This window comes from Flavobacterium sp. W1B (assembly GCF_047344965.1).
Classification (GTDB): Bacteria; Bacteroidota; Bacteroidia; order Flavobacteriales; family Flavobacteriaceae; genus Flavobacterium.
In genome coordinates, this window is sequence record NZ_CP178845.1 from 1,519,216 (window position 1) to 1,543,874 (window position 24,659).

The following is a 24,659-nucleotide window of genomic DNA, read 5'->3' on the forward strand; positions in this document are numbered from 1 at the left end:
TTTGGCAGATTTTAACTAATTTTATGAAAAAAAGATGGATACCTATAACGAAAATTCAGCGCAGCCTCTATTGAAAGATTTAGTAGATTGGAGATTTAACAATAATGGGATCGAAAAGAAATTTGCTTTCAAAAATTTTAGTCAAGCCTTGGGGTTCATTGTTCAAGTTGGTGTTTTGGCCGAGAAGCACAATCATCATCCGGAGCTGTTCAATGTTTATAATAGAGTAGATATTCGATTATCGACACATGATGCGAATGGACTTACCGACAGAGATTTTGATTTGGCAAAAGCCATAGAAAAGCTATCGTCATAAAAAAAATTAGAATAAAGTGATGTTTTTTTGAAATGCGGATCCAAACGAGATGAAGGAGTCAGTACCGCCTACGCCTTCAATATTGTGTATTTTTTCATAAAGAACTTTTCTAAATTCCTCATTGTTAGCGGCCACAATTTTCAAAAACAAAGCATATTTTCCCGATACAAAATGACATTCCACTACCTCAGGAATTTCTTTCAGTTTTTCGGCAATAGAATAGGCAAAGCGCGCTTCTTTGGTCGTAATTCCCGTATAAGTAATTGTTTCGTAGCCAATTTCTTTGGCGCTCAGTTGAACCGAAAATCCGCTGATAATTCCTGTTTCTTGTAATTTTCGAATGCGCTGATGCACTAAGGAATTAGAGATCTTCAATTCTTTTGCAATTTCTGAATAAGCAATACGCCCATCTTCGCTTAACATTTTTATAATTTGTTGATTGATGAAATCAATATTTTCATTTTGTTTGTTCATGATATTTTTGCTGGAAAATTAAATAAAGTGCCGTTTTCTATTGATTAATTATTAGAATTAAAAGGTGATTTTTAGTGAAAACAAAACCTTTAAAAAGCTAGGAAAATAATTTTGATTGTAAATCATAGAAAAGTGACTGTGTTTGATGTCAAATTTACATTGTTATGGTTTATAAATGTCATAAAATTTAAAAAAGAAGAAGTGTAGTGTAAATGTAATTATTTACAAGCTAGATTTGTGTCATATTTACTAATTGATATTAGCGTTATGAATAAAGATCTTTTACTGTCAAAATTATGGGAGCAATATAAAAGTATAACTCCTTCTGCAAAAAAAATACATGCCTTGTTAGAGCAAAATGGCGAAAAAATCGAAAATGACCATATTGCCATCAGGACTTATAATGATGTGCGTGTTAATATTGCTGTTTTGGAGAAACCTTTTGTAAAAGCGGGTTATGTTGCCCAAGGAGAATATTTTTTCGAGTCGAAAAAATTGTATGCGAAACATTATGAACATGCAACAGATTCAACTGCGCCAAGAATTTTTATTTCGGAATTGGAATTGGAGAAATGTTCCGAAAGATTACAAGATTCGGTTAAAGCTCTTTTGGATAGCTGTGATCAAAATATTTTTGAAAACGAGGATTTGGTTTTAAGCGGCACAGTTTGGAACCCGAATTCCTATGCTGATTATTCATCGCTTTTAGAAGAGTCAGAATATGCTGCTTGGATGTATGTGTATGGTTTTAGAGCAAATCATTTTACCATAAATGTAAATGCGCTGACTAACTTCAACGATTTGGAGGAGTTAAATGCTTATTTAAAAGAGAATAATTGGAAAATGAATGCTTCTGGAGGAGAGATAAAAGGAACACCGGAGCAATTATTGGAACAATCAAGTACTTTGGCTGATTTGTATGCAGTTAGTTTTGACGAAGGTGTAAAATATATTCCTTCTTGTTATTATGAATTTGCACTTCGTTACCCGATGTCAAACGGAGAGTTGTATCAAGGATTTGTTGCGGCATCTGCAGACAAGATATTCGAAAGTACTGATGTAAAGTTGCAAAGAATGAATTAATTATGTGCTTTTTTTGATAAATTAATAAAATTAAGCTCTCTTGTCAAATTAAGAGGGCTTTTTAAATATACATTGGTTTTCTTTGCATTGTGAAACAAAATAATTTGCGTTTCAATAGATTGGAATTTATTAAAAACTACAGCAACAAACACACAATGATTAAGAAACAAGAAACTTTTATTTTTGATTTTGACAGTACTTTTATTCAAGTGGAAGCGCTTGATGTTTTATGTGAAATCATTTATGCAAACAATAGTACAGGTAAGCAGGTTTTGGCAGAAATTCAAAGACTCACTGATTTGGGAATGGAAGGAAAGTTGTCCTTAAAAGAATCATTAACGAAACGAATTGGTTTATTGCATGCAAACAGAGATCATTTAGGATTATTGATTGATTCCCTAAAAAATAAAGTGTCTTCATCGGTAGTTCGAAACAGAGCTTTTTTCAAGCAAAATGCTCAAAATATATATATAATTTCAAATGGATTTAAAGAAATCATTATTCCAATTGTTCAGGAATATGGTATAAAGCCAGAGCAGGTTTTGGCTAATACTTTTAAATTTAACCATGATGGAAATATTATTGGTTTCGATGAGAAAGATGAGCTGTGTGAAAATCAAGGAAAAGTAAAAAAAATAAAGTCTCTTAAATTAGAAGGTGATGTTTTTATGATTGGTGATGGTTATACTGATTATGAAACCTTGCAAGGTGGAGCTGTTTCTAAATTTTATGCTTTTACCGAAAATGTCAGCCGACAAATAGTGATAGATAATGCAGATCGTATTGCGCCTTCATTAGACGAAATTCTATTTGATTTGTCATATAAAGCTTCGGTTTCTTATCCTAAAAATAGAATCAATGTATTGTTGTTAGAAAACGTACATGCAGATGCAGTTGCTGCTTTTGCAAAAGAAGGTTATAATGTAGAAACTGTAAAAGGATCTTTGTCAGAAGAGGAATTGTGTGAAAAAATAAAAGATGTTTCCATATTGGGGATTCGTTCCAAAACGCAAATCTCTAAAAAGGTGTTAGATCAGGCAAGCAAACTTCACGCTATTGGTACTTTTTGTATAGGAACTAATCAGGTGAATTTGCCGGAGTGTAGCGATAGAGGAATAGCAGTTTTTAATGCGCCCTACAGCAACACACGTTCCGTAGTAGAGTTGGCTTTGGGTGAGATGATTATGTTGGTTCGCGATACTTTTGAGAAAAGCAATAAAATGCACAAAGGAATTTGGGACAAATCGGCTAATAATAGCGTTGAACTTAGAGGGAAGAAACTCGGAATTGTGGGTTACGGAAGCATTGGATCACAACTTTCAATCATCGCCGAAGCCTTAGGGATGAAGGTGTATTTTTATGATGTTGTTGATAAATTAGCTTTAGGAAATGCCAAAAAGTGTTCGTCTTTAAAAGAATTGCTTTCTATGTCGGATGTAGTTAGTTTACATGTCGATGGAAGAAAAAGTAATTTGAATGTAATTGATGCCCAAGCTTTCGAAAACATGAAAGACGGAGTAATCTTTTTAAATCTATCAAGAGGCCATGTCGTTGATATCAGTGCATTGCTGGCTAATTTGAAAAATGGAAAGATAAAAGGTGCCGCTGTTGATGTTTTTCCTGAAGAGCCAAAAAGTAATGACGAAGCTTTTATATCTGAATTATGTGGAATGCCAAACGTGATTTTGACACCGCATATTGGAGGAAGTACCGAAGAAGCCCAGATAGATATTGCACATTTTGTTTCTCAAAAAATCATTAATTATATCAATACAGGAAGTACTTACGGAAGCGTTAATCTTCCTGAAATTCAGTTATCGGAATTTGACAGAGCACACCGAATTATGCATATCCACGAAAATGTAAAAGGTATTTTGGCACAAATAAATACGATACTTACGGATTCAAACAGTAATATTTTAGGGCAATACCTAAAGACAAATGAGCAATTGGGATATGTAATTACCGATATTGATGATATCTACAATCCTGAATTAGAAAAGAAATTAAAAGAAATCCCTAATACTATTAGATACAGAATATTGTATTAATTGATTTAAGGAATACTAATTAAATAAAAAAATACCACAATGAATCTTCAAAGTTTAGCTGATCAAATAGAAGGGAAATTGTTTTTTGATGACACGATGCGTACGCTTTATGCTACTGATGCCAGTGCTTACCGAGAAATGCCGCTTGCTGTAGCGATCCCTTCGACTAAACAAGATATTCAGAAAATAATTAAATTTGCAAGGGATAACAAAACAAGTGTTATTCCTAGGGCAGCAGGAACATCACTTGCAGGGCAGGTTGTAGGGAATGGGATTATTGTAGATATTTCGCAGCAATTTACCCAGATACTTTCGGTAGATAAAGCAACTAAAACTGCTTGGGTGCAACCAGGAGTGATTCGAGATGAATTGAATTTGCATCTAAAATCTTATCAGCTGTTTTTTGGACCGGAAACTTCCACCAGTAATCGTTGTATGATTGGAGGAATGGTGGGAAACAATGCCTGTGGCGCTCGTTCCGTTATTTATGGTTCTACTAGAGAGCATTTGTTGGAAATAAAAGGTTTTTTGGCCGATGGTAATGAAGTTACATTCGGAGCATTAACCAATGAAGAGTTTGAAGCCAAATGCAACGGAATAAATGTAGTAAGTGAACTAGAGCAAAATATTTACCTTCAGGCAAAAGCTATTTTGTCAAATAAGACAAACAGAGATTTATTTGACGAAAATTACCCCAAAAAATCAATTCCGCGTCGTAACACCGGCTATGCGTTAGATTTATTGGCGGATAGTAAGCCATTTGGTGATTTTGAAGGAGAATTCAATTTTTGTAAATTAATTGCAGGATCGGAGGGAACTTTGTTTTTTTCGACTGAAATTAAATTGAATTTAGTCGATGCATTAAAACCGTTTTCGGGTTTGGTTTGCGTGCATTGTGATAGTATCAATGAATCCTTGAAAGCAAATTTAGAAGCTTTGCAGTTCAATCCGGACAGTGTAGAATTGATAGATCATTATATTTTAGATTGTACCAAAGAAAATATCGAACAAAGTAAAAATAGGTTCTTTGTTCAAGGTGATCCCAAAGCAATTTTGGTGGTCGAATTTTTGCGAGATTCTAAAGAAGAAATTCTGGAATTAGCCGAAAAAATGGAAGCTCAGATGCGCGCCAAGAATTTAGGACATCATTTTCCGATAGTTTTTGGAGAAGATACCAATAAGGTTTGGACGCTAAGAAAAGCAGGTTTAGGCTTGCTGTCTAATATTCCTGGTGACGCAAAAGCGGTTGCTGTAATTGAAGACACGGCTGTTGATGTAAACGATTTGCCCGATTTTATAGAAGATTTTAATGCTATTTTAAAGGAACGTGGTTTAAATTGTGTGCATTATGCTCATGCCGCAACAGGTGAATTGCATTTGCGTCCTATTCTGGATTTAAAAACAAAGGAAGGGACGGTTCTTTTTAGAACGATTGCTACCGATATTGCTCATTTGGTAAAAAAATACAAAGGCTCATTAAGCGGAGAACATGGCGATGGGAGATTAAGAGGGGAGTTTATTTCATTAATGTTGGGGGATGAAATTTATCAAATTTTTAAAGATGTAAAACATACTTGGGATCCTTGGAATGTTTTTAATCCGGGTAAAATAGTTGATACGCCGCCGATGGATAGTTCATTGCGCTATACCGCTGGACAGGATACACCTATGCCGGACACCTATTTTGATTTTTCGGAAACGAATGGAATTCTTCGTGCTGCCGAAATGTGTAATGGATCAGGCGACTGTAGAAAGACGGAGAAAAGCGGAGGAACAATGTGTCCGAGTTATATGGCAACACGAAATGAAAAGCACACCACGCGTGCCCGAGCCAATATGCTTCGTGAAACCATAACGCATTCTGATAAGGAAAATAAATTTGACAGCGAAGCTTTACTTGAAGTGTTGGATTTGTGTTTGAGTTGCAAAGGATGCAAATCTGAATGTCCTTCAAACGTGGATATGGCCAAATTAAAAGCTGAAACCCTACAGCAATATCATGATAAAAACGGGGTAAAATTCCGTTCTACGCTAATAGGAAATACGCCTTTAATAAATAAAATGTTTTCTAATATTCCGGGAGTTTACAATCTTTCTACAAAAGGATTTATTGGGAACTTGGTAAAGAAAATGACGGGTTTTGCTACGGAGCGAAAACTCCCAACGATGCACAAAATCACTTTTTCTAAATGGTTTAAAACCTATTCGCAACAAGGAACTTTTGATAAGCCTACAGTTTATTTGTATAATGATGAATTTCTGAATTTTTATGATGTAGCTATTGGTCAAACAGCAGTAAAACTTTTAAATAAATTAGGCTATAAAGTTATTGTTCCTGAACTAGGAATTAGCGGGCGCACCTATTTATCTAAAGGAATGCTAAAGCAAGCCCGAGATATAGCCGAACAAAACATTGTTGATTTTGGAAAAAATATTCCAGTTGATGGATTGCTAATCGGAATAGAGCCTTCGGCAATTTTGACTTTTAGAGATGAATATCCGGAGTTGTGTCGCGGCGAATTGAAAGGGAAAGCCAAAGAAATTGCCAAACGAACTTTTTTAATTGAAGAGTTTTTGGCTAATGAAATGGAAACTGGAAATATAATTTCAAGTTTGTTCACGGATTCCGTAGAGCGTATTCGTATGCACGGACATTGTTTTCAGAAAGCATTATCCTCATTGGTTCCTTTGAAAAAAATACTTTCGTTGCCCGAGAATTATAATGTTCTTAATATTCCGAGTGGATGTTGCGGTATGGCAGGTTCTTTTGGCTATGAAAAAGAGCATTATGAAATTTCAATGAATATTGGAGAGCTTGTTTTGTTCCCAACCATTAGAGCCGAAGAAACAACTACATTGATTTCGGCATCCGGAACAAGTTGTCGTCATCAAATTGCCGATGGAACCGGAATTCTGGCTTTGCATCCAGTTGAGATTTTGTACAAAGCTTTAAAATAATTCATTTAAAAATGATTGATAAAAATCTCGCCTCTTTTAAAAAGGCGAGATTTTTATGTTTTGGTCTATTAAATCCAGGCGCAAATAATGCCTCCCATTAACATAAAGCAAACAATCCAAAAACCGCCGCTTATCAAAGTATATTTCCAGCTTCTTCTTTCAAAAAGTGCGTTGGTACCAATTATCGGAAGTGCAAGGAATAAACCTGAGATAAATCCATGTAGCATTCCATGTTTAAAAGTGCGGAAAGCAGTTCCGTAATCAGCCATAAATGCGGCATAAGTTGGTTTTGCAGTCTCTACTTCGCCGCCAACCATACCAAATGCTCCAAATTGATGAATTACCAAGAATTGGAGAATCATCGAAATTAGAAAAGCATAGAATACTGCCATTCCAAAAATTAAAGCCATGTTGCTTCCTTTCATTTTATCTTCAGTCATACCGGCTTCTTTCATCCAGATTGTTCCAAATACTTTGGGATGATACCAAATAAATCCTACTACTAAAGTTGATACGGCAGCTACTAAGAGTGCTAAAAAGTTGATTTGCATAAATTAAATATTAAGGTTAGTGAGTCAAATGTAATAAAATATTTTCTTGTTAATAAATAATTTATTTGTAGGAAAAATACGGTTTTATTTTTCAAAATTATGCAGTTTGTCGATTATATTTGCTGATAAACTTCTTTGTGAGTACTTTTAAGTATTCAATAAAGTAAAATTTAGAGGTCATGAAAAATCTATTCACTATTGTTTTAACGGTTCTTACTTCATTTTCAATGATGGCTGAGGTTTCGACTTCGGATAAAAAGGTGCTTTTGAGATTGTATAAGGCAACTCATGGTGAAAATTGGAAAACAAAATGGAACTTGTCTTCGCCTGTATCTACTTGGTACGGTGTTAAATTAAGTGATGATAAAATAATTTCGGTGAACCTTTCCGATAACAATTTAGAAGGGGAGTTGCCTAATGAAATTGGCAATCTTGTAAGTCTACAAGAATTGAATTTACATAAAAATGCTTTGTCAGGAAAAATACCTTCTACTTTGGCCGGCCTAAAGAAATTAAAGGTTTTGGATCTTTCATTTAATAAATTAGTAGGGTCTATTCCTTCTTCTTTATGTCAAATGAAAAACTTAACAAAGCTGGAGCTTTATATGAATAGACTTTCTGGGCAATTGCCTTCTCAAATTGGTGATTTGCAACAATTGGAAACTTTATCATTATTTAATAATGATATTGAAGGCCAAATACCAAGTTCTCTTTATGAAATCAAGAGTTTAAAAATATTGCTTTTAAACAGTAATAAGTTTAATGGAAGATTAAGTATGGATGTAGCAAATTTAAAAAAGTTGGAAAATTTGAGTTTGTTTGAAAATAATCTTGAGGGACAAATCCCTTTTGATCTAGAAAAGTTGAAGAATTTGAAAGAAATGAATATTTCATACAATATGTTTAGTGGGTTAGTTTCTAGAGATCTGGCAGTTTTGGATACTTTAAATCTAACTATGATTAATGATAAAGGAGTTGCTGTCTTGATGGATGTTGCAATGGAGGTTGAAAGACCTTTGGTGTCTGAGGATTAGAAGCTCGTTATTTGAATCAAGTATTTCGAAAAAAAGAAAATTTTAGTTGCTCTAAAATATGTTTGTTTTGGTAGATTTAGTTCGTTAAAACCCGTGTTGTTTGCGCTTCACGGGTTTTTATGTTTAATGATTTTTGAAGTTGAAATAAGGGGAATAAAAAAAGCTCCAGATTTCTCTGAAGCTTTCTAGTAGCGGGAACAGGACTCGAACCTGTGACCTTCGGGTTATGAGCCCGACGAGCTGCCTACTGCTCTATCCCGCGATGTGCGTTTTGTAATCTCAATAAGGCTACCTTAGTAGCGGGAACAGGACTCGAACCTGTGACCTTCGGGTTATGAGCCCGACGAGCTGCCTACTGCTCTATCCCGCGATGTTTCGGGTGCAAATGTACAACGAAATTCTGTATTTCCAATGAAAAATTTAAAAAAATGTTTTATTTCATCTATTGACTTGATATAACTACCTTTGCAAAATAAATATAATAGAAATGTCACATAAAGCAGGTTTTGTAAATATCATAGGGAATCCAAACGTTGGGAAGTCAACTTTAATGAATGCCTTCGTAGGAGAAAGATTGTCTATCATTACATCTAAAGCACAAACAACTCGTCATAGAATCCTTGGGATCGTTAATGGCGATGATTTTCAGGTTATCTTATCGGATACGCCCGGAATCATAAAACCGGCATACGAGATGCAGGAATCCATGATGAACTTTGTTAAGTCTGCCTTTGAAGATGCTGATATCTTGATTTATATGGTTGAAATTGGTGAGCAGGATTTGAAAGACGAAGCTTTCTTTAATAAAATTATTCATGCTAAAATTCCGGTTTTATTATTGTTGAATAAAATCGATAATTCGAACCAGGAACAATTAGAAGAACAAGTCGCTTTCTGGTCTGCTAAGGTGCCAAATGCGGAGATTTTCCCGATATCGGCTTTACAGAATTTTAATGTGCCGGAAGTTTTTGGAAGAATAATTGAATTATTACCGGAATCTCCAGCCTATTATCCAAAAGATACTTTGACAGATAAACCGGAACGTTTCTTTGTAAATGAAACCATTCGTGAGAAAATCTTGTTGAATTACAGTAAAGAAATTCCGTATGCAGTAGAAATCGTTACCGAAGAATTTATTGAAACGGATGATATTATTAGAATCCGTTCTTTAATAATGGTAGAAAGAGATACACAGAAAGGGATCGTTATTGGTCATAAAGGAGCCGCATTAAAGAAAGTAGGGATGGAGTCTCGTGCTGATTTAGAGAAATTTTTTGGAAAACAAATACATATTGAGTTGTACGTGAAGGTGAATAAAAACTGGAGAAGCAATGCCAATATGTTGAAGCGTTTTGGTTACAACCAATAAAAAGATCATTTCTTTATATGGTTATTTGTTTAATCGTATGAAAATGATTTATTACCACAATTCCCTAGCCCAGATGGAAGGGAAAATCCTTTTTTATTGTTTTTACAATAAAAAAGATTGGAATGATAGCTGGAAAAAGCTTCAAATAAAAATAAAAATTCAGCAAATTAGGAACTTAGCGACTTAGTCACTTTTTTAACTACCTTTGCAAAAAATTAAAAATGCTCTATTTGGAGTTTTTTAAAGTGTAATATGATTTTAGGAAACTGAAATCTAAAATCTAATCCCGGTAGCTATTGGGACTAAAATAAAAAAAATGAATAACATTGTTGCGATAGTAGGAAGACCTAATGTAGGGAAATCAACCCTTTTTAATAGGCTGATACAAAGAAGAGAAGCTATTGTGGATTCAGTTTCTGGTGTTACCAGAGATAGAAACTACGGTAAAAGCGAGTGGAACGGAAAGGAGTTTTCTGTAATTGATACTGGAGGTTATATCCGTGGATCCGATGACGTTTTTGAAGGTGAAATCCGTAAACAAGTTGAATTGGCTATTGATGAAGCCGACGTAATTATATTTGTGGTTGATGTTGAAGAAGGCATCACACCAATGGATGATGCGGTTGCGAAATTGTTGCGTAAAGTAACGAAGCCTGTTTTACTTGCTGTAAATAAGGTGGATAATGCGATGCGCGAAAAAGACGCAGTTGAGTTTTATAACCTTGGTTTAGGGGAATATTACACTTTTGCGAGTATTTCAGGAAGCGGAACTGGAGACTTATTGGATGCATTGATTGATGCTTTTCCTATAAAACCAGAACCAACACAGGAAGAAGTGGTTTTGCCTCGTTTTGCTGTTGTAGGACGTCCTAATGCCGGAAAATCAAGTTTTATCAATGCATTGATTGGTAAAGACAGATATATTGTTACTGATATTGCGGGTACAACTCGTGATTCTATCGATACGAAATTTGACCGTTTTGGTTTCGAATTTAACTTGGTAGATACTGCCGGAATCCGTCGTAAGGCCAAGGTGAAGGAAGATTTAGAGTTTTATTCGGTTATGCGTTCTGTGCGTGCGATCGAGCATGCCGATATTTGTATCTTGATAATTGATGCCACCCGTGGTTTTGAAGGACAAGATCAAAGCATCTTCTGGTTGGCTGAAAAGAATAGAAAAGGAGTTGTGATTTTGGTAAACAAATGGGATTTGGTTGAAAAAGAAACTATGTCTACCAGAGATTACGAAGAAAAAATCAGAAAAGAATTAATGCCATTTACAGATGTGCCTATTCTTTTTGTTTCCGCTTTAACAAAACAACGTTTATTGAAAGCATTAGAAGCAACGGTAAAAGTTTATGAAAATAGACAACAACGTATTGCAACTTCAAAATTCAATGAATTTATGTTGAAAGTGATTGAAGCTTATCCGCCGCCAGCAACCAAAGGAAAATACGTTAAAATTAAATATTGTATGCAATTGCCTACGCCAACTCCTCAGTTTGTGTTTTTTGCCAATATGCCGCAATATGTTAAAGAACCGTACAAACGTTACCTTGAAAATAAAATTAGAGAAAACTGGGACTTCTCAGGAGTGCCAATCGATATTTATATTAGAGAAAAATAAAATGTTAAATTTTATGTAAGAAATTACATTGTTTAACAATAAATAACTTAATTCGCTGTTGATATTCAATTATTAACAGCGAATTTTTTATTTATGAAAAAAAAATATTTTCTTATTTTGTCTTTCTTTTTAAGTGTTTCTTTATTTGCGCAAAGCAATATTACCCTCAAAGGTAAAATCTTAGATAAGAACACTCAGGTTCCCGTAGAGGCTGCTACTGTTTTTTTAACTTCGGTAAAAGATTCGACAGTTATTGATTACACTATTTCTGATAAAAATGGTTTCTTTAAAATGGATACCAAAAAAATCAACAAGCCTTTCTTTTTGAAGATCTCCTATATGGGATATCAGCCTTTCAAGCAGGAAGTTCAATCAATTACGGAAAATAAGGATTTTGGTGTTTTACATCTTTCTGAAAATCCAAATGTGCTGTCTGAAGTAGTTATTAAAAGTGAGGCGCCGCCAGTTAGAATAAAGAAAGATACTTTGGAGTTTAATGCTTCTTCTTTTAAAGTTCGCCCTGATTCTAATGTAGAAACTTTATTAAAGCAACTACCTGGAGTAGAAGTTGGAACGGATGGTAAAATTACCGTTAACGGAAAGGAAGTAAATCAGATTTTGGTAAATGGAAAACCTTTTTTTGATAAAGATGGGAAAATTGCACTTCAGAGTTTGCCTTCGGATATTATTAATAAAGTTCAAATTTCGGATACGAAAACGAAGAAAGAGGAGCTTAATAAAGAGGCTTCGACTTCAAATAATGCCAGTATCAATTTGACTATTGATGAAAATAAAAACAAAGGGCTTTTCGGAAAATTTATGGGAGGCTACGGAACTGATGACCGTTATGAAAGTAGTGCTTTAATTAATTATTTTAAAAACAAAAGAAAGATTAGTGTTTTGGCTTCGTCCAATAATATCAACTCGACGGGTTTCTCGATGGACGAAATTTTTGATAACATGGGCGGAGGAAGAAACAGCTCGATGTCATATAATTCAGACGGAGGGTCTTTTACGCTTAATGGCAACCGTTTTGGCGGCGGAAAAGGAATTACCCGTTCTAATATGTTGGGGATAAATTATTCGGATCAATTCATGAAAGATCTGGAAACTAGTGGAAGTTATTTTTTCTCCAATTCTAATTCCGATAATGTAAACAGAACTAAAATGATTACATTTTTACCGACGGGAAATATAAACAGAGAATCTGAAGCAACAACCAATGGTGAAAATTTAGGGCATAATGTTAATTTTCAATTTGAATATAAAATAGATTCTACAGCGAGTATTTTTGTTGGGCCAAAATTCACCAAGTCGAATTCTAAATTCACGAATGATTCTTCTGAAAGATATTTTAATGACAGCGGTCAATTGGTAAATGAAAGTACTGCTTTGGTTTTTGATGACAGTGATCGTGGGAGCTTTAGCAATTCTATAAATTTTAACAAGAGATTCAAACGAAAAGGTCGTTTTTTAAGTTTGTCATTTAATAATGAAAACTCAAAAGAGGATGTAAGTTCTTTAAATAAAACCAATACCGTTTTTTATCAAAGTACTGATCCGGATGTTATTCGCGATCAAATTAGAAAAAATAGGAATTTAATGGATAAGTATGTCGCTGAAATTGAATATGCTGAACCTATTACCGATTCTCTGAATGTTAAATTTGGGCTGAATTACACCAATGAATCGAAATCAGATGACAGAAATACCTTTGATTTTGATTCTGGATCTCAAACTTATTCTGATTTAGATCCGGAGTTGACCAATCATTTAGCTTCCGGTAAAAAAGTGTTTCGTCCTCAAACGGGATTCAGTTTAAATAAGAAAAAATTTAACATTACTGTTAATGGTGGTCCTTCATTCGTGCAATTTGATGCAAATTCGCTTTATCTTGGGCAAGCTACTAATTTGACTGAAAATTATGTTTTGCCTTATGCAAATGCCCGACTTGGATATCGATTAACGAAGTCCAAATCGATTTATATGAATTATAGTTATGATTTTGATTTTCCTACAGCAAGTCAAATTTTACCGGTTGAGGATTTATCCAATCCTTTGAGTACCGTTATGGGTAATATAAATTTAAAACCGAGTAGAAATCAATGGGGGTATTTTAGCTTCAATAATTATGACTATGCCACACGCTCCGGTTATTCAATTTATTTTGGTGGAAATTTGTATGGAGATCAAGTTGCCTCTTCAGTTTCATACGATAATGAAAATTTAACGAACTTCACTACTTTCGAAAATGTTTCCGGAACCTATTCTACTTGGCTTGGAACTAATTGGAACAAGTCAATCAAAAAAGACGCTCATAATTTTAAATTTGGTTTGGGTTTTAGTTCTAATTATGGATTGTCAAAAGGTTTTATTGATGGAGAAATGTTTGAAGCCAAAACCTTAAGGTTGAATCCTAGAGCCAATTTTACTTATGAATATGGCGAGTTGCTGGTCATTAATCCAACTTATAATTTTACTTACAATGACTCTAAGTACACTAATTACAGAACAAGTGGTGCTTCGAGTGTTGTACATCGTTTTAATGTGCAAACGACTAATTATTGGCCTAAAAATTGGGTTTTTGGAAATGATTTCGGATATACCTATAACTCTAATATTGCAGATGGTTTCAAGAAAGATTTTTATTTGTGGAATACCAGTTTAGCATATAGCTTTTTTGATAAAAAAATGACCGCAAAAGTAAAAGTCTACGATTTGTTGAACCAAAATCAAAGTGCCACAAGAACCATTTCGCCAACAAACATTCGCGACGAGGAAAATGTGGTTTTAAAAAGATATGCGATGTTTTCATTGACTTATAAACTTAGTAAGTTCGGAGGAAAGGAAAAACCAGCTCGTGGCAACGGTATTATTTTTCGCTAAAAAATAGTTTTTCTGATCTGTTTATTCTCTGATATAAATAAAAAAATCCCGAGCAATCGGGATTTTTTTTTATGGTTTACACTTTCTTGTGTATTAAAAAAGATTTTTTTTTATTGTTCTTTTGAATTATAGTTTTCTTATTTAATATCTGCCACACATCTAAAACCGGTATGACCTAAGCCGGTATCAGGCGATGATTTCATACGAGCTGTAACGCGATATCCTTTGCAATAGGATGCATTGCAGAGAAATGAACCTCCTCTAACCACTTTTTTAGGTACTGTAGGCTCCATAGGGTCGTAACTTTTTGAAGGTCCTTTTGGGTTATTTGCAATGCTGCCATATAAATCTTTATAGTATTCGGGTGTATACCAATCGCTGCACCATTCCCAGACATTTCCTGCCATGTCATACAATCCATATTTATTGGGGGCAAATGATTTTACGGGTGAAGCTCCTATAAATTTATCTTTGGTTGTATTCAGATATGGAAATTTTCCTTGCCAGATGTTAGCTTTTGGCTTGCCTTTTTCAGGGTCTTCATTCCCCCAAAAATATTTTTTGTCAATTAATCCTCCTCTGGAAGCGAATTCCCATTCGGCTTCGGTAGGTAGTCTTTTGCCTGCCCATTTTGCATAAGCATTGGCATCGTCCCATGAAATGTGTATCACAGGATAGTTTTCTCTTCCTTTAATGCTGCTTTTTGGTCCTTCCGGATGTTTCCAATTGGCTCCTTCGGTCCATCTCCACCATTGGGAAGCGTCATTCAAATCGACTGCAGTAGTTGTTGGAGTAAAAACGAGCGAAGCAGCTACTAATAAACTTTCGTCTGGTTTTGGCGTTCCTGGCGGTAATTGTTTTTTTATTTCTTCCCAATCCGGTTTTATTTCGGCTGTGGTAACATAGCCCGTTGCTTTTACGAACTTTTCAAACTGCGCATTGGTCACTTCGGTGGCATCCATCCAAAAACTGCTAATTTTAACTTGATGTTGAGGATATTCATCTTGTCTGCCTTCGTCATCCGAAGCGCCCATCAGGAATTCGCTGGCAGGAATTTGTACCATGCCATCATAAGAAACCATTTTTGACTGATTGATTGTTGTGGTGTTATTTGTAGCCGAAAATCGGGCTGGGAGGGAAGATTCACAACTCATGGTTTCTATGCTGCCCATGGCAGTATTCTGTTCTTCTTTTTTGCCACAAGCACAGACTGAAAGTAGTAATAATCCCAGAGTAATCGATTGATGTCTCATTTGTTGTTTATTTAACCCGGTTTTAAAGCTAAAAATAGTTTTAATCAGCGGCGTATTCTTTGTTTATTGGAAAATAATTAATCCTTATTTTTTTGTTCTTTTATTTTTTGCAGTAAACTTGCCAATTCATTTGCAATCTTCGGCTGTTGGCTGGCAAGATTCTCTTTTTCTCCAATATCTTTATTTAAATCATACAATTGTGGTTGCGGATTATTCCCCAATTCGATATTGGTTAATAAATCTATTGCCGGTCTATTATTTGGTTCGATGTATTTCCAATTGTCTCTTAGGATTGCCAAAGATGAGATTCCTTGTTCGATTAGGATGGTTCTGCCTTTGGTCGTTTTACCTAACATGACATCGAGCATATCCTCGCTATCTGTAATTTCGTTGTTTTTTATGTTGAGCATTTTTGAAAACGAAGCCATAAAATCAATTTGACTAAGCAAAGCTTCGGAAACACCTGATTTAGATTTTTTCGGCCAACTTATAATCATCGGAACCCTTGTTCCTGCTTCAAAAGTACTATATTTTCCGCCGCGCAAAACACCTGCAGGAGTATGTCCGTTTAATTTTGAAACGGCTTCGTCTTGATAACCATCATCGAGTACGGGGCCATTATCACTGCTGAAAACGATCAAGGTATTTTGAGCTATGCCCAAATTTTCAAGTTGTTTCATGATTTCGCCTACCGCCCAATCCATTTGTAAAATGGCATCGCCGCGATAGCCTAGATTACTTTTTCCCTTAAATAAGGTTGAAGGCATTCGGGGTACATGTGGTTCTGTTAGCGCGTAATAGAGGAAAAACGGATGCTTTTTATTGGTTTCGATAAATTCTTTGGCTTTCGCCAAAAAAGTCAACGGCATTTCTTCATCGGACCATCTGGCTTTGTTGCCGCCGCTCATGTAACCAATGCGACCGATACCGTTTACGATGGTATTGTTGTGTCCATGATTGAGTGAAGAAGGCATCTTTAAAAGTTCAGGATGTTCTTTTCCAGTAGGATCATTACCTACTTTTTTCTTGTAATCAACCTGAATAGGATCATTAGCGTCTAAGGCAATCACTCGATTGTTTTCGACAAACACGGTTGGAACGCGATCGGCTGTTGCCGGAAAAATAAAGGAATAATCGAAACCTACTTCGTTAGGTCCTGGTTTCAATTCTCCGTTCCATTCTTTTTCGAGTTTATCCCCCAATCCTAGATGCCATTTTCCGACGATGCCGGTCTGGTAACCCTCTTTTTGGAAAAGGGAAGCTAAGGTTGTTTTGTCAGTTGGTACAATTAAGGCTGCATCTCCGGGTAAAATACTTGTTCCCGCTTTTCGCCAAGGATAAATTCCGGACATTAAAGCATAACGGGATGGAGTACAGGTTGCTGAGGTTGAATGCGCATTGGTGAACCGAACTCCCTGTTTTGCCAGTTTGTCGATATTTGGTGTACTGATTTTGGTGGCTCCATAACAACTCAAATCTCCATAGCCTAAATCATCAACATAAATGAAAACGACATTGGGTTTTTGTTGTGAAAAAACGGAACTGCTTATTAAAAAGCCAATGATTATAGCCTTAATTCTATTCATATTTCTATGTTTTATTGTTCTCAAATATAGTTTAAAACGATTTGCTTTTAGTGCGTTTCGCTTTAGCTTCTAAAAAATGTTTTATCTATAAATTGCACAAATTTCCATCAATTAATTGATGGAAATTTGTGTTAGCCTTTTTACTTGGAAGTCTTTCAATCTGTAAAACAAAATCTATGAACTGGAAGTTTATAGTGGCTCAATTTACTTCGGTCACCGAAAAATAGCCAGAAAATTATTCTTTTACGGCTACTTTTGGATTGATAAATTCCCAGTCATTTATATGAGTAGGCTGATGTTCTGCCTTTAGTATTTCTTCAAATTTCTTTGCTAATTCGGGATGTTGGCTTGCTAAGTCGGTAGTTTCATTTACATCTGTTCTAAGATTGTAAATTTCCCATGGGGCATTTTTATTTTTCTTCATTTTGCTTTTTACGCCTTTCCAATCTCCCATCCTAATGGCTACCTGACCGCCTTTTTCTGGAAATTCAAAATAGATATATTCTCGTTTTTTTTGTTTTTTATCTTTGCCTAATAAAGTTGGTAAGAATGAAACTCCATCATTTTTCCATGCTTTTACTCCGGTTAATTCGGATAAGGTTTCCATCAAATCATATTGGGTCGAAATAAGATCAGTCACTTTTCCCGCCGGTATTTTTCCTGGCCAACGCGCAATAAACGGCTCGCGAATTCCACCTTCGTATAAATCTTGTTTTCTTCCTCTTAATCCTGCGGTGCTATTGAAAAACTTGGTATCAGCTCCCCCAGTGTCGAATGTAGCTCCGTTATCGCTTGAGAACATTACGATGGTGTTTTTGTCAAGGCCAAGTTCTTTCAATAAATCCATAATTTTTCCTACTTGTAGATCCATATAGGTAATCATGGCAGCATAAGTTGATTTTGGATAAAGAGACGATGCATATCCTTTTTCGCCGTGATAAGGTTGCTCTTCAAATTTCCCGATGTACTCTTTAATGGCTTCTTCGGGAGCCTGCAAAGAAACGTGAGGGCCGGTATATGGAAGGTATAAAAAGAAGGGTTTTGTTTTGTTTTCTTTGATGAAATCAAGTGTCTTTTCGGCCATTTTGGTAACCGAATAATCTTTTCCTTTGAAATATTCAAAAGCCGAGTCCGGAGCATCTTTAGCCAAAGGTTTGTGAACTTGGATGTAACTATTGTCCAATGCTACTGATTTTCCGTTTTCCCAAAGGTGGGTTGGATAAAAATTATGTGCTTGCTTCTGACAAAGATAGCCATAAAAGTAGTCGAATCCCTGTAGATTAGGGCTGCCGGTAGCATCGCTCATTCCTAATCCCCATTTTCCAATAGCGCCGGTTGTATAGCCTGCTTCTTTCATCAATTTAGCGATGGTGAAAGTGCCTTCCGGAAGAGGCATTTGTCCGCCTTCATTTTCATCTTCAAAACCTCCTAGTTCATAGTTGCCTCGGATATAGGATTTTCCGCTGTTTTTCCCGGTCATCAACATGCATCGAGATGGTGCACAAACTGGTGCTCCTGCATAGTGTTGGGTGAATTTGATTCCTTCTTTGGCAATTTTATCCAAATGTGGGGTTTTTATTTTTTCTTGACCATAGGATCCTAATTCCCCGTATCCCAAATCATCGGCATAAATGTATATGACATTCGGTTTTTGTTGGGCAAATAGCAAATTTGTAACTAATAAGAAGGTTATGAATAATGCTGTTTCTTTTCTCATTTTGAATAATTTAAATGTTGTCTTTGTTGGTAGTTCAATGATGCTTTCTGTTTAATTGATTGCTGCTTTTAAGATAATTTTTTTTGATTTAATGATTCTATTATATTGTTTTTTTTAAATACTGAAATGTTTTTGTATAAAGCAAAAGAAGCCTTTTGGATTTTTTATTGGACTATTTTTTTATTAAGTTGTAATAATTTGAATTCAGAAGATGGACTGAAAATATTCCACAAAAAAAAACAGTGTTTTACTCTCAATTATATAAAATAATAATTTATTAAGCATGTTTAAAAATCAACGATTATAAATAGTAAAAGACTTTTTACGAAGAAAAAGCCTTTTACTGGATGATATAATTTATTTAATAATATTTATTTCCAACCAGGATTTTGTACCAAGTTAGTATTTAAAACTATTTCGTTAGAAGGAATTGGGTATAGATAATAGTATTCTGGAAAATTTCCTAGTGGTGCTCCGTATATTGTAACATATCCTTCAGAAGCTCCATTTTGTATAGTTAACTTATTTCCATAATCGGAATTTTTAACCCAACATCCGAATTGTTCAAAATCTGTATAATTCATTTTTTTCCATCTTCTAAGGTCATTAAATCGATAACCCTCACCCATAAGTTCAATAGCTCTTTCTCTACGGATTTCCCAAAGAGTAGGAGTAACTGATGCGTCACGTGTAATATCTGTTGGTTCAGATCCAATTACTAAATGGGCAACGCCACCACGATCTCTTAGTTTGTTAATTGTAGAATTTGCAATAGTCTGATTAAATTCGCCGAGCTCATATTTTGCCTCAGCATAGTTTACCATGACTTCAGCAATTCTAAAAATTGGGGCGTCACTGATATCAACATTTTGTATGCTTAATAAATTATTGTAGTATTTATACAGTTGGTAACCTGTTTGGCCTGCGATAAATCCTTGACCATTATTAAAATCTCTAAAATGTGGAGATTGTTTTAGTACTAGTCCTTGCCAGTTTCTAGCAGGTTCCCCTTTGTGTTTTGTATCAGAAAGCGTTGCTAAAAGATCAAGATACTCCCTGTGTTTAGGGTTGGTATCATACGTCCAAGTTAAATTGTTAGCATTAACTTTAAATGGAGGAAGTATAGTGTATAACATTCTTTTGTCGCGGTTCCTAAACTCTTCGTAAGGATCTTTGTCTCCAATGAACAATGGGCTGCTCCAGCGGGTTTGTCCATCAGTAAGTAAATACATGTCGGCAGCTTTTTTTGTTAAATCCCAATTACCGGATGAGTTTCTGTGTGCGGAACTTAGTGTATGGGTGATTTGTGCATTTGCATATTGTTTGTACAATATGATTCCCGGAACACCAGCCAATGATTCGCTGTTAAACTCCAAATCGTAATTAGGGTTCAAAGTTGGGAAGCTAACCAATAATTTTTCTGAAGCATCAGCACTGGCTCTTAAATACTTCTCAGCATCATTTAACGAATGGTATTTTCGCCAGGTTCCTTCAAAGAGACCAAATCTAGAGATTAAGGCACGCACAGCATGAACTCCTATTGAGTTAGGGCCGTCTCCAGCAGGTTTTATGTTAGATTCTGCATAAAGCAAGTTGTCTAGCATTTTTTGTGTAACCTCATTCCTAGGTGTACGTGCTGCATATAGTTCAGGTGACGAGTCATTAAGCGTATGCTCGAGCCAAATTACATCACCGTATTTGCTGACTAAATTATAATATTCATATGCTCTAAAAAAATAACCAACGCTTCTCCAGTGATCTTTTTCGGCTTGGGTGATAACATTGGATTTATCAATGTTATCTAGTAAAATGTTAATCTTTCTGATGTTCGTATATGGTTCAGTATAGGAGCCGCTTGAAGAAGGAATAGTTATTAATTGTTTAATCCAATCTGACATAGAAAGTTTTGAATTACTATTTAAAAATAGATCTCCATTAAACTCTTCATCAAGGGGACCGCGATTATAGCCGGGAAAAGTATTGTAAAATCCCCAAGCATAGGCTTTAATATTGTTGTAACTGGTAAAAGTAGTTTCGATTACAAGTTGATCCTTAGGTGTTTGAGATAAATATTCTGTTTCACAACTGCTTGTAAGTAATGAAGAAATAGCAATAAGTGTTAAATATATTTTTTTCATGTTTTTAATTTTTAGAATGATACATTTATTCCAAATGAATACTGTTTCAAGAAAGGATAGTTTCCGCCGTTTCCTAAATTCGAAAGTTCTGTATTAATACCGTCAGGTAAATGGTCGTAAGTGAATAGGTTTTCTCCTGAGAAGTATAATTTTACATTTTGGATTGGCGATCTTTTTAAGATTGCTTTTGGGAGGCTGTATCCTAATGTTATATTTTTCAGACGAACATAAGATCCATCTGCTAAATATTTAGTTTGAGTTCTTAAGTTATAGCCATAATTTCCTCCACCACGAGCATAATTTCTAGGATAATAAGCATCTGTGTTCTCTGGAGTCCAGTAGTCCAATTGATGAGCGTAAATAATCGAAAACTCTCCCGGATAAGGAAATACAACTTCGTTGCTCAACCAAACGTCTCTTTTTCCAACTCCTTGTACGAATACCGATAAATCAAATCCTTTATAAGAAGCCCCAGCATTAATGCCGTATTGATAACGTCTAGTGTTATTTCCAATTACTTTGCGATCACCAAGACCTGTGTTAGGTATCATTTCCCCTGTTATAGCATCATATTGTGTATATAAAGTGTTGTTTCCGGAGTTAATGATCCCGTCTCCATTTAAGTCTTTGTACTTAATGTCTCCTGGGTTAGGATTGACTCCTTGAACTTTTACGACCCCTGGATTTAATGTTCCATTTTGAAGATTGGAATCTAACGTTCCTGATACAAAATCATTATTGTTATAATAACCATCAGTTTCATAACCATAAATTTCGCCTAATTTTTGCCCAACATAATAATTGCCTAATAAACCGGAAGTATTATTATATCGGGTAATTTCTGCTTGACTATCCGAAAGATTGAAACCTGCATAATAGGAAAAATTGTTAATTTTACCTCTCCATTTCATTTCTAACTCCCATCCATTAACTTCTAGATCTGCTGCGTTTTGTAAAGGAGGGGTTGCTCCCAAAATAGATGGTAAACTAGCGCCTGGTCCTAACATATCCAACGTTTGTCTTTTGAATAAATCAAAAGAACCTGTAAGCCTGTTGTTAAAAAAACCAACATCGATTCCGTAATTAAGGGTCCTTACTGTTTCCCAGGTAAAATTATTACGCACTAATGCAGGAGTTGACAGGGAAGTGTATTTAATTCCAGTACTAGGATCAATCCATCCAGCTTGAACACCTGAAAGACCTTCGAAAAAACCATAATATTCGGCAGTTACTCCATCTGATTTTCTAATGTCTTGATTACCAATTTCACCTAAAGATGCTCGCAGTTTCAGTAATGAAACAGATGTTAAGTTTTCCATGAAGGATTCATTTGTTATGTTCCATGCAGCTGATGCAGATGGGAAAAAGCCCCAACGTTGCTCTTTTGGGAATCTGGAAGATCCATCGCGACGACCATTTACTTCTAAGAAGTATTTTTCCTTATAATTATAACCAAAACGACCAAAGAACCCCATTACAGACCAATCGTTGAATGAGTCATTAGCGTATTCCGTCCCAGTAGCTAAATCAATAGATGGTAAGCTTGGATCTATCAAGCTAGTTACTCCTCCTTCTAAACTGGTACTTTTACTCATTTCATTGTTAAATCCAGTTAAGAGCTCAAAGTTATGACTCTCAAATTTTTGTTTGAATTTTGCATACAAGTTTGTTGCATTATAGCGGGTTTGACCATTAGATAAATTAACACTAGTTTTTGTTGGATCTCCTAATAAAGGAGTATATCTTAATGCATCTATAAATGTTGCTTGATTGTTAACGCTTTTGAAATTTGAAGTAGAATATCCATAAGTGTATTCTCCGATAACGGAAAGCGATTTAAATGGTTTGTACTCCATTTTTGAAAAAAAGCGGAGATTATCTCGTTGTGTTTTTGGAGCAACTCTAAATCTCTCCATGTTTCCAGGTGTATCGTATGGTATTAAAGAGCCATCTGGTTGAGTTTGAAAGCCTGTAGGTGCGTAAGCTGCAAAAGTTATATAGCGATAATAGTCCCCTATTGGATCTTTTGTTAATGAGTTAAGGTAATTTACATTCATGTCAAATGTTAGTTTATCTGATAGATAAGCTCTGTAATCCGTATTTAATGTAAATCTTTTAAAGCTATCATTATCTGTGACAATAATACCGTCTTGTTTGGTGTAACCAGCTGACATACGAAAGTCAGATTTTTCACTTCCTCCGGAAATACTTAAATTATGAATTGTTGTAGTTCCTAAGTCACTGTAAAAATCTTTTCCGGCCTCGTCATTTCCAGTGAGTGGGTAAGTTACATTATTTATAACTGTACTTCCGTCAGGATAATTTGCAGGATTTAGTTTGTAAGCATCTAGTGCACCTTTCCAAGTTGGGATATCTTGATTAGTCCAAAAACCAGTTGTTCCCCAGGTGTTTAATGCGTTTACAAAATCATATACTGAAGCTTTTTCGGGTAAATTTGTTGCATAATCAAAACTAGAAGAAGTTGAATAATCTATCTGGATTTCTTGATTTTTTTTACCTGTTTTAGTAGTGATTAAGATAACGCCAAATGCAGCTCTTGCTCCATAAATAGACGTAGCTGCAGCATCTTTCAAGACAGTAACTGATTCAATGTCTTTGGGGTTAATATTGTCCATACTCATTGGTACGTTATTAACAAGTACTAGTGGGGATCCTCCGTTGATAGACTGAAATCCACGTATTTGCACATCAAATCCCTGACCAGGCCTACCACTTCCTGAAACTACCTGTAATCCTGGAAGTGCTCCCTGGATTGCAGAAGCTGTGCCTATAATGGGTCTATCGCCAAGAACTTCATTCATCTTTACAGATGTAACGGAGCCGGATACATTAGATCTTTTTTGGGCACCAAAACCTACAACTATAACTTCTCCTAAGGAAGAAACTTCGTCTTCCATTATGATTTTTATTTGCGTTTCGTCAGTTGTGGAATATTTTTTTGTTTTCATACCAATGTATGAAAACTCCAGAATATTTCCTTTATCGGCCATTATAGAAAAATTCCCGTCAAAATCGGTTAATACATTCATTGCTGTATTTATATTTTTAACAGTTACACCAGCTATGGGTTGGCCAGATGCATCAGTAACTTTACCGGATATTTTTTTTTCTTTAGCTAAGTTAGCTTCAATGTTGTTTTTTGCTTCAGCTTTATCAAATTCTAGTTCTATAGAAGAATAGTTTATAGAAATCTTATTGTTACTTGCATTGCTATGAGCATTTATGCCAAAGGCAGAAAATAATAACAGAGATGTTGTTATAGTTTTCTTTAGGTTGCTTTTTGAAAGATTTGAATGTAATAAACCTTTGGTAATGGTTTTTTTCATAAAAAGGGTTGGTTATTTAATTTGGTTATTATGCATGCTTATATTTCAGTACTCGTAGTATTTGGCATGTAGTTTATTTTATAGGATTTAAATTAGAGTTTTGGATTTGTCCTTTATTTCATTTCATGGATTTTATCATTTTAATGGTTTATTAAGTTTTTATTTGATATTAATTCGGAATATTTAATGTATTATCGGTTAGGTGATTTTTTTTATTAAAAAAGAATTTCAAAAATATAATAGTTTTTATGATAAATATACCAGTACCT

15 protein-coding genes and 2 tRNA genes are annotated in these 24,659 nt (G+C 35.0%); 8 read left to right on the forward strand and 9 right to left on the reverse strand.

The genetic code is table 11. The annotated features are described in order from the left end of the window. Positions 1-34 precede the first annotated feature (34 nt). Positions 35-316, forward strand: coding sequence for a 4a-hydroxytetrahydrobiopterin dehydratase (locus tag ACMDB5_RS06710; RefSeq protein ID WP_414000237.1), 282 nt, complete (start codon positions 35-37; stop codon positions 314-316). Between the two features lie 6 nt (positions 317-322). Here ACMDB5_RS06710 and ACMDB5_RS06715 read toward each other — a convergent pair whose 3' ends face one another. After that, positions 323-790 (reverse strand): Lrp/AsnC family transcriptional regulator, encoded by a 468-nt coding sequence (locus ACMDB5_RS06715; RefSeq protein ID WP_414000238.1) that lies wholly within the window; start codon positions 788-790, stop codon positions 323-325. A gap of 267 nt (positions 791-1,057) precedes the next feature. On the opposite strand from ACMDB5_RS06715, the gene ACMDB5_RS06720 reads away from it, so the two are divergent. The 3 genes from ACMDB5_RS06720 (at position 1,058) to ACMDB5_RS06730 (ending at position 6,882) form a co-directional block, all read left to right on the forward strand. After that, on the forward strand, positions 1,058-1,873 hold the full coding sequence (locus ACMDB5_RS06720; protein WP_414000239.1) for a DUF1338 domain-containing protein: 816 nt from the start codon (positions 1,058-1,060) through the stop codon (positions 1,871-1,873). Positions 1,874-2,028: 155 nt separating this feature from the next. Then, positions 2,029-3,924 carry a phosphoglycerate dehydrogenase gene (gene serA / locus ACMDB5_RS06725; protein WP_414000240.1) on the forward strand — a complete coding sequence of 632 codons (1,896 nt, stop codon included), beginning with the start codon at positions 2,029-2,031 and terminating at the stop codon, positions 3,922-3,924. A gap of 39 nt (positions 3,925-3,963) precedes the next feature. Beyond that, on the forward strand, positions 3,964-6,882 hold the full coding sequence (locus tag ACMDB5_RS06730) for an FAD-binding and (Fe-S)-binding domain-containing protein (RefSeq protein WP_414000241.1): 2,919 nt from the start codon (positions 3,964-3,966) through the stop codon (positions 6,880-6,882). Positions 6,883-6,950: 68 nt separating this feature from the next. On the opposite strand, the gene ACMDB5_RS06735 is transcribed toward ACMDB5_RS06730, so the two are convergent. Next, positions 6,951-7,433 (reverse strand): DUF1761 domain-containing protein, encoded by a 483-nt coding sequence (locus ACMDB5_RS06735; RefSeq protein WP_414000242.1) that lies wholly within the window; start codon positions 7,431-7,433, stop codon positions 6,951-6,953. Positions 7,434-7,612: 179 nt separating this feature from the next. Between ACMDB5_RS06735 and ACMDB5_RS06740 the strand changes: the two genes are divergently transcribed. Continuing rightward, positions 7,613-8,467, forward strand: a complete 855-nt coding sequence (locus ACMDB5_RS06740) for a leucine-rich repeat domain-containing protein (RefSeq protein WP_414000243.1) — start codon at positions 7,613-7,615, stop codon at positions 8,465-8,467. 189 nt (positions 8,468-8,656) lie between these two features. Here ACMDB5_RS06740 and ACMDB5_RS06745 read toward each other — a convergent pair. Together ACMDB5_RS06745 and ACMDB5_RS06750 are read right to left on the reverse strand one after the other, a co-directional pair. After that, positions 8,657-8,729, reverse strand: a tRNA-Met gene (locus ACMDB5_RS06745). Positions 8,730-8,764: 35 nt separating this feature from the next. Beyond that, positions 8,765-8,837 (reverse strand) — tRNA-Met (locus ACMDB5_RS06750). A gap of 117 nt (positions 8,838-8,954) precedes the next feature. Between ACMDB5_RS06750 and era the strand changes: the two genes are divergently transcribed. The 3 genes from era (at position 8,955) to ACMDB5_RS06765 (ending at position 14,349) form a co-directional block, all read left to right on the forward strand. Next, complete coding sequence (era, locus tag ACMDB5_RS06755) at positions 8,955-9,836, forward strand: GTPase Era (RefSeq protein WP_414000244.1); 882 nt, start codon at positions 8,955-8,957, stop codon at positions 9,834-9,836. A gap of 316 nt (positions 9,837-10,152) precedes the next feature. Continuing rightward, positions 10,153-11,463, forward strand: coding sequence for a ribosome biogenesis GTPase Der (gene der, locus ACMDB5_RS06760; protein ID WP_414000245.1), 1,311 nt, complete (start codon positions 10,153-10,155; stop codon positions 11,461-11,463). Positions 11,464-11,556: 93 nt separating this feature from the next. Then, positions 11,557-14,349, forward strand: a complete 2,793-nt coding sequence (locus ACMDB5_RS06765; RefSeq protein ID WP_414000246.1) for an outer membrane beta-barrel protein — start codon at positions 11,557-11,559, stop codon at positions 14,347-14,349. Positions 14,350-14,486: 137 nt separating this feature from the next. Here the strand turns inward: ACMDB5_RS06765 and ACMDB5_RS06770 are convergent, their stop codons facing one another. From ACMDB5_RS06770 to ACMDB5_RS06790, 5 genes are all read right to left on the reverse strand, one after another. Next, on the reverse strand, positions 14,487-15,602 hold the full coding sequence (locus tag ACMDB5_RS06770) for a formylglycine-generating enzyme family protein (RefSeq protein WP_414000247.1): 1,116 nt from the start codon (positions 15,600-15,602) through the stop codon (positions 14,487-14,489). A 77-nt stretch (positions 15,603-15,679) separates the two neighbouring features. Next, the gene (locus ACMDB5_RS06775) at positions 15,680-17,188 is read right to left on the reverse strand and encodes a sulfatase family protein (RefSeq protein ID WP_414000248.1); all 1,509 of its coding nucleotides are present in this window, start codon (positions 17,186-17,188) and stop codon (positions 15,680-15,682) included. 235 nt (positions 17,189-17,423) lie between these two features. Beyond that, positions 17,424-18,905 carry an arylsulfatase gene (locus tag ACMDB5_RS06780; RefSeq protein WP_414000249.1) on the reverse strand — a complete coding sequence of 494 codons (1,482 nt, stop codon included), beginning with the start codon at positions 18,903-18,905 and terminating at the stop codon, positions 17,424-17,426. Between the two features lie 371 nt (positions 18,906-19,276). Continuing rightward, positions 19,277-21,043 (reverse strand): RagB/SusD family nutrient uptake outer membrane protein, encoded by a 1,767-nt coding sequence (locus ACMDB5_RS06785; RefSeq protein ID WP_414000250.1) that lies wholly within the window; start codon positions 21,041-21,043, stop codon positions 19,277-19,279. Between the two features lie 11 nt (positions 21,044-21,054). After that, positions 21,055-24,390 (reverse strand): SusC/RagA family TonB-linked outer membrane protein, encoded by a 3,336-nt coding sequence (locus ACMDB5_RS06790; RefSeq protein WP_414000251.1) that lies wholly within the window; start codon positions 24,388-24,390, stop codon positions 21,055-21,057. Positions 24,391-24,659: the final 269 nt, after the last annotated feature.

Coding starts and splice junctions, on each gene's coding strand:
- ACMDB5_RS06710 (WP_414000237.1), top strand. CDS start 35: ATGGATACCTATAACGAAAATTCAGCGCAGCCTCTATTGAAAGATTTA.
- ACMDB5_RS06780 (WP_414000249.1), bottom strand. CDS start 18,905: ATGAGAAAAGAAACAGCATTATTCATAACCTTCTTATTAGTTACAAAT.
- ACMDB5_RS06730 (WP_414000241.1), top strand. CDS start 3,964: ATGAATCTTCAAAGTTTAGCTGATCAAATAGAAGGGAAATTGTTTTTT.
- ACMDB5_RS06765 (WP_414000246.1), top strand. CDS start 11,557: ATGAAAAAAAAATATTTTCTTATTTTGTCTTTCTTTTTAAGTGTTTCT.
- ACMDB5_RS06740 (WP_414000243.1), top strand. CDS start 7,613: ATGAAAAATCTATTCACTATTGTTTTAACGGTTCTTACTTCATTTTCA.
- ACMDB5_RS06770 (WP_414000247.1), bottom strand. CDS start 15,602: ATGAGACATCAATCGATTACTCTGGGATTATTACTACTTTCAGTCTGT.
- serA (WP_414000240.1), top strand. CDS start 2,029: ATGATTAAGAAACAAGAAACTTTTATTTTTGATTTTGACAGTACTTTT.
- ACMDB5_RS06785 (WP_414000250.1), bottom strand. CDS start 21,043: ATGAAAAAAATATATTTAACACTTATTGCTATTTCTTCATTACTTACA.
- ACMDB5_RS06790 (WP_414000251.1), bottom strand. CDS start 24,390: ATGAAAAAAACCATTACCAAAGGTTTATTACATTCAAATCTTTCAAAA.
- era (WP_414000244.1), top strand. CDS start 8,955: ATGTCACATAAAGCAGGTTTTGTAAATATCATAGGGAATCCAAACGTT.
- ACMDB5_RS06715 (WP_414000238.1), bottom strand. CDS start 790: ATGAACAAACAAAATGAAAATATTGATTTCATCAATCAACAAATTATA.
- ACMDB5_RS06735 (WP_414000242.1), bottom strand. CDS start 7,433: ATGCAAATCAACTTTTTAGCACTCTTAGTAGCTGCCGTATCAACTTTA.
- ACMDB5_RS06720 (WP_414000239.1), top strand. CDS start 1,058: ATGAATAAAGATCTTTTACTGTCAAAATTATGGGAGCAATATAAAAGT.
- der (WP_414000245.1), top strand. CDS start 10,153: ATGAATAACATTGTTGCGATAGTAGGAAGACCTAATGTAGGGAAATCA.
- ACMDB5_RS06775 (WP_414000248.1), bottom strand. CDS start 17,188: ATGAATAGAATTAAGGCTATAATCATTGGCTTTTTAATAAGCAGTTCC.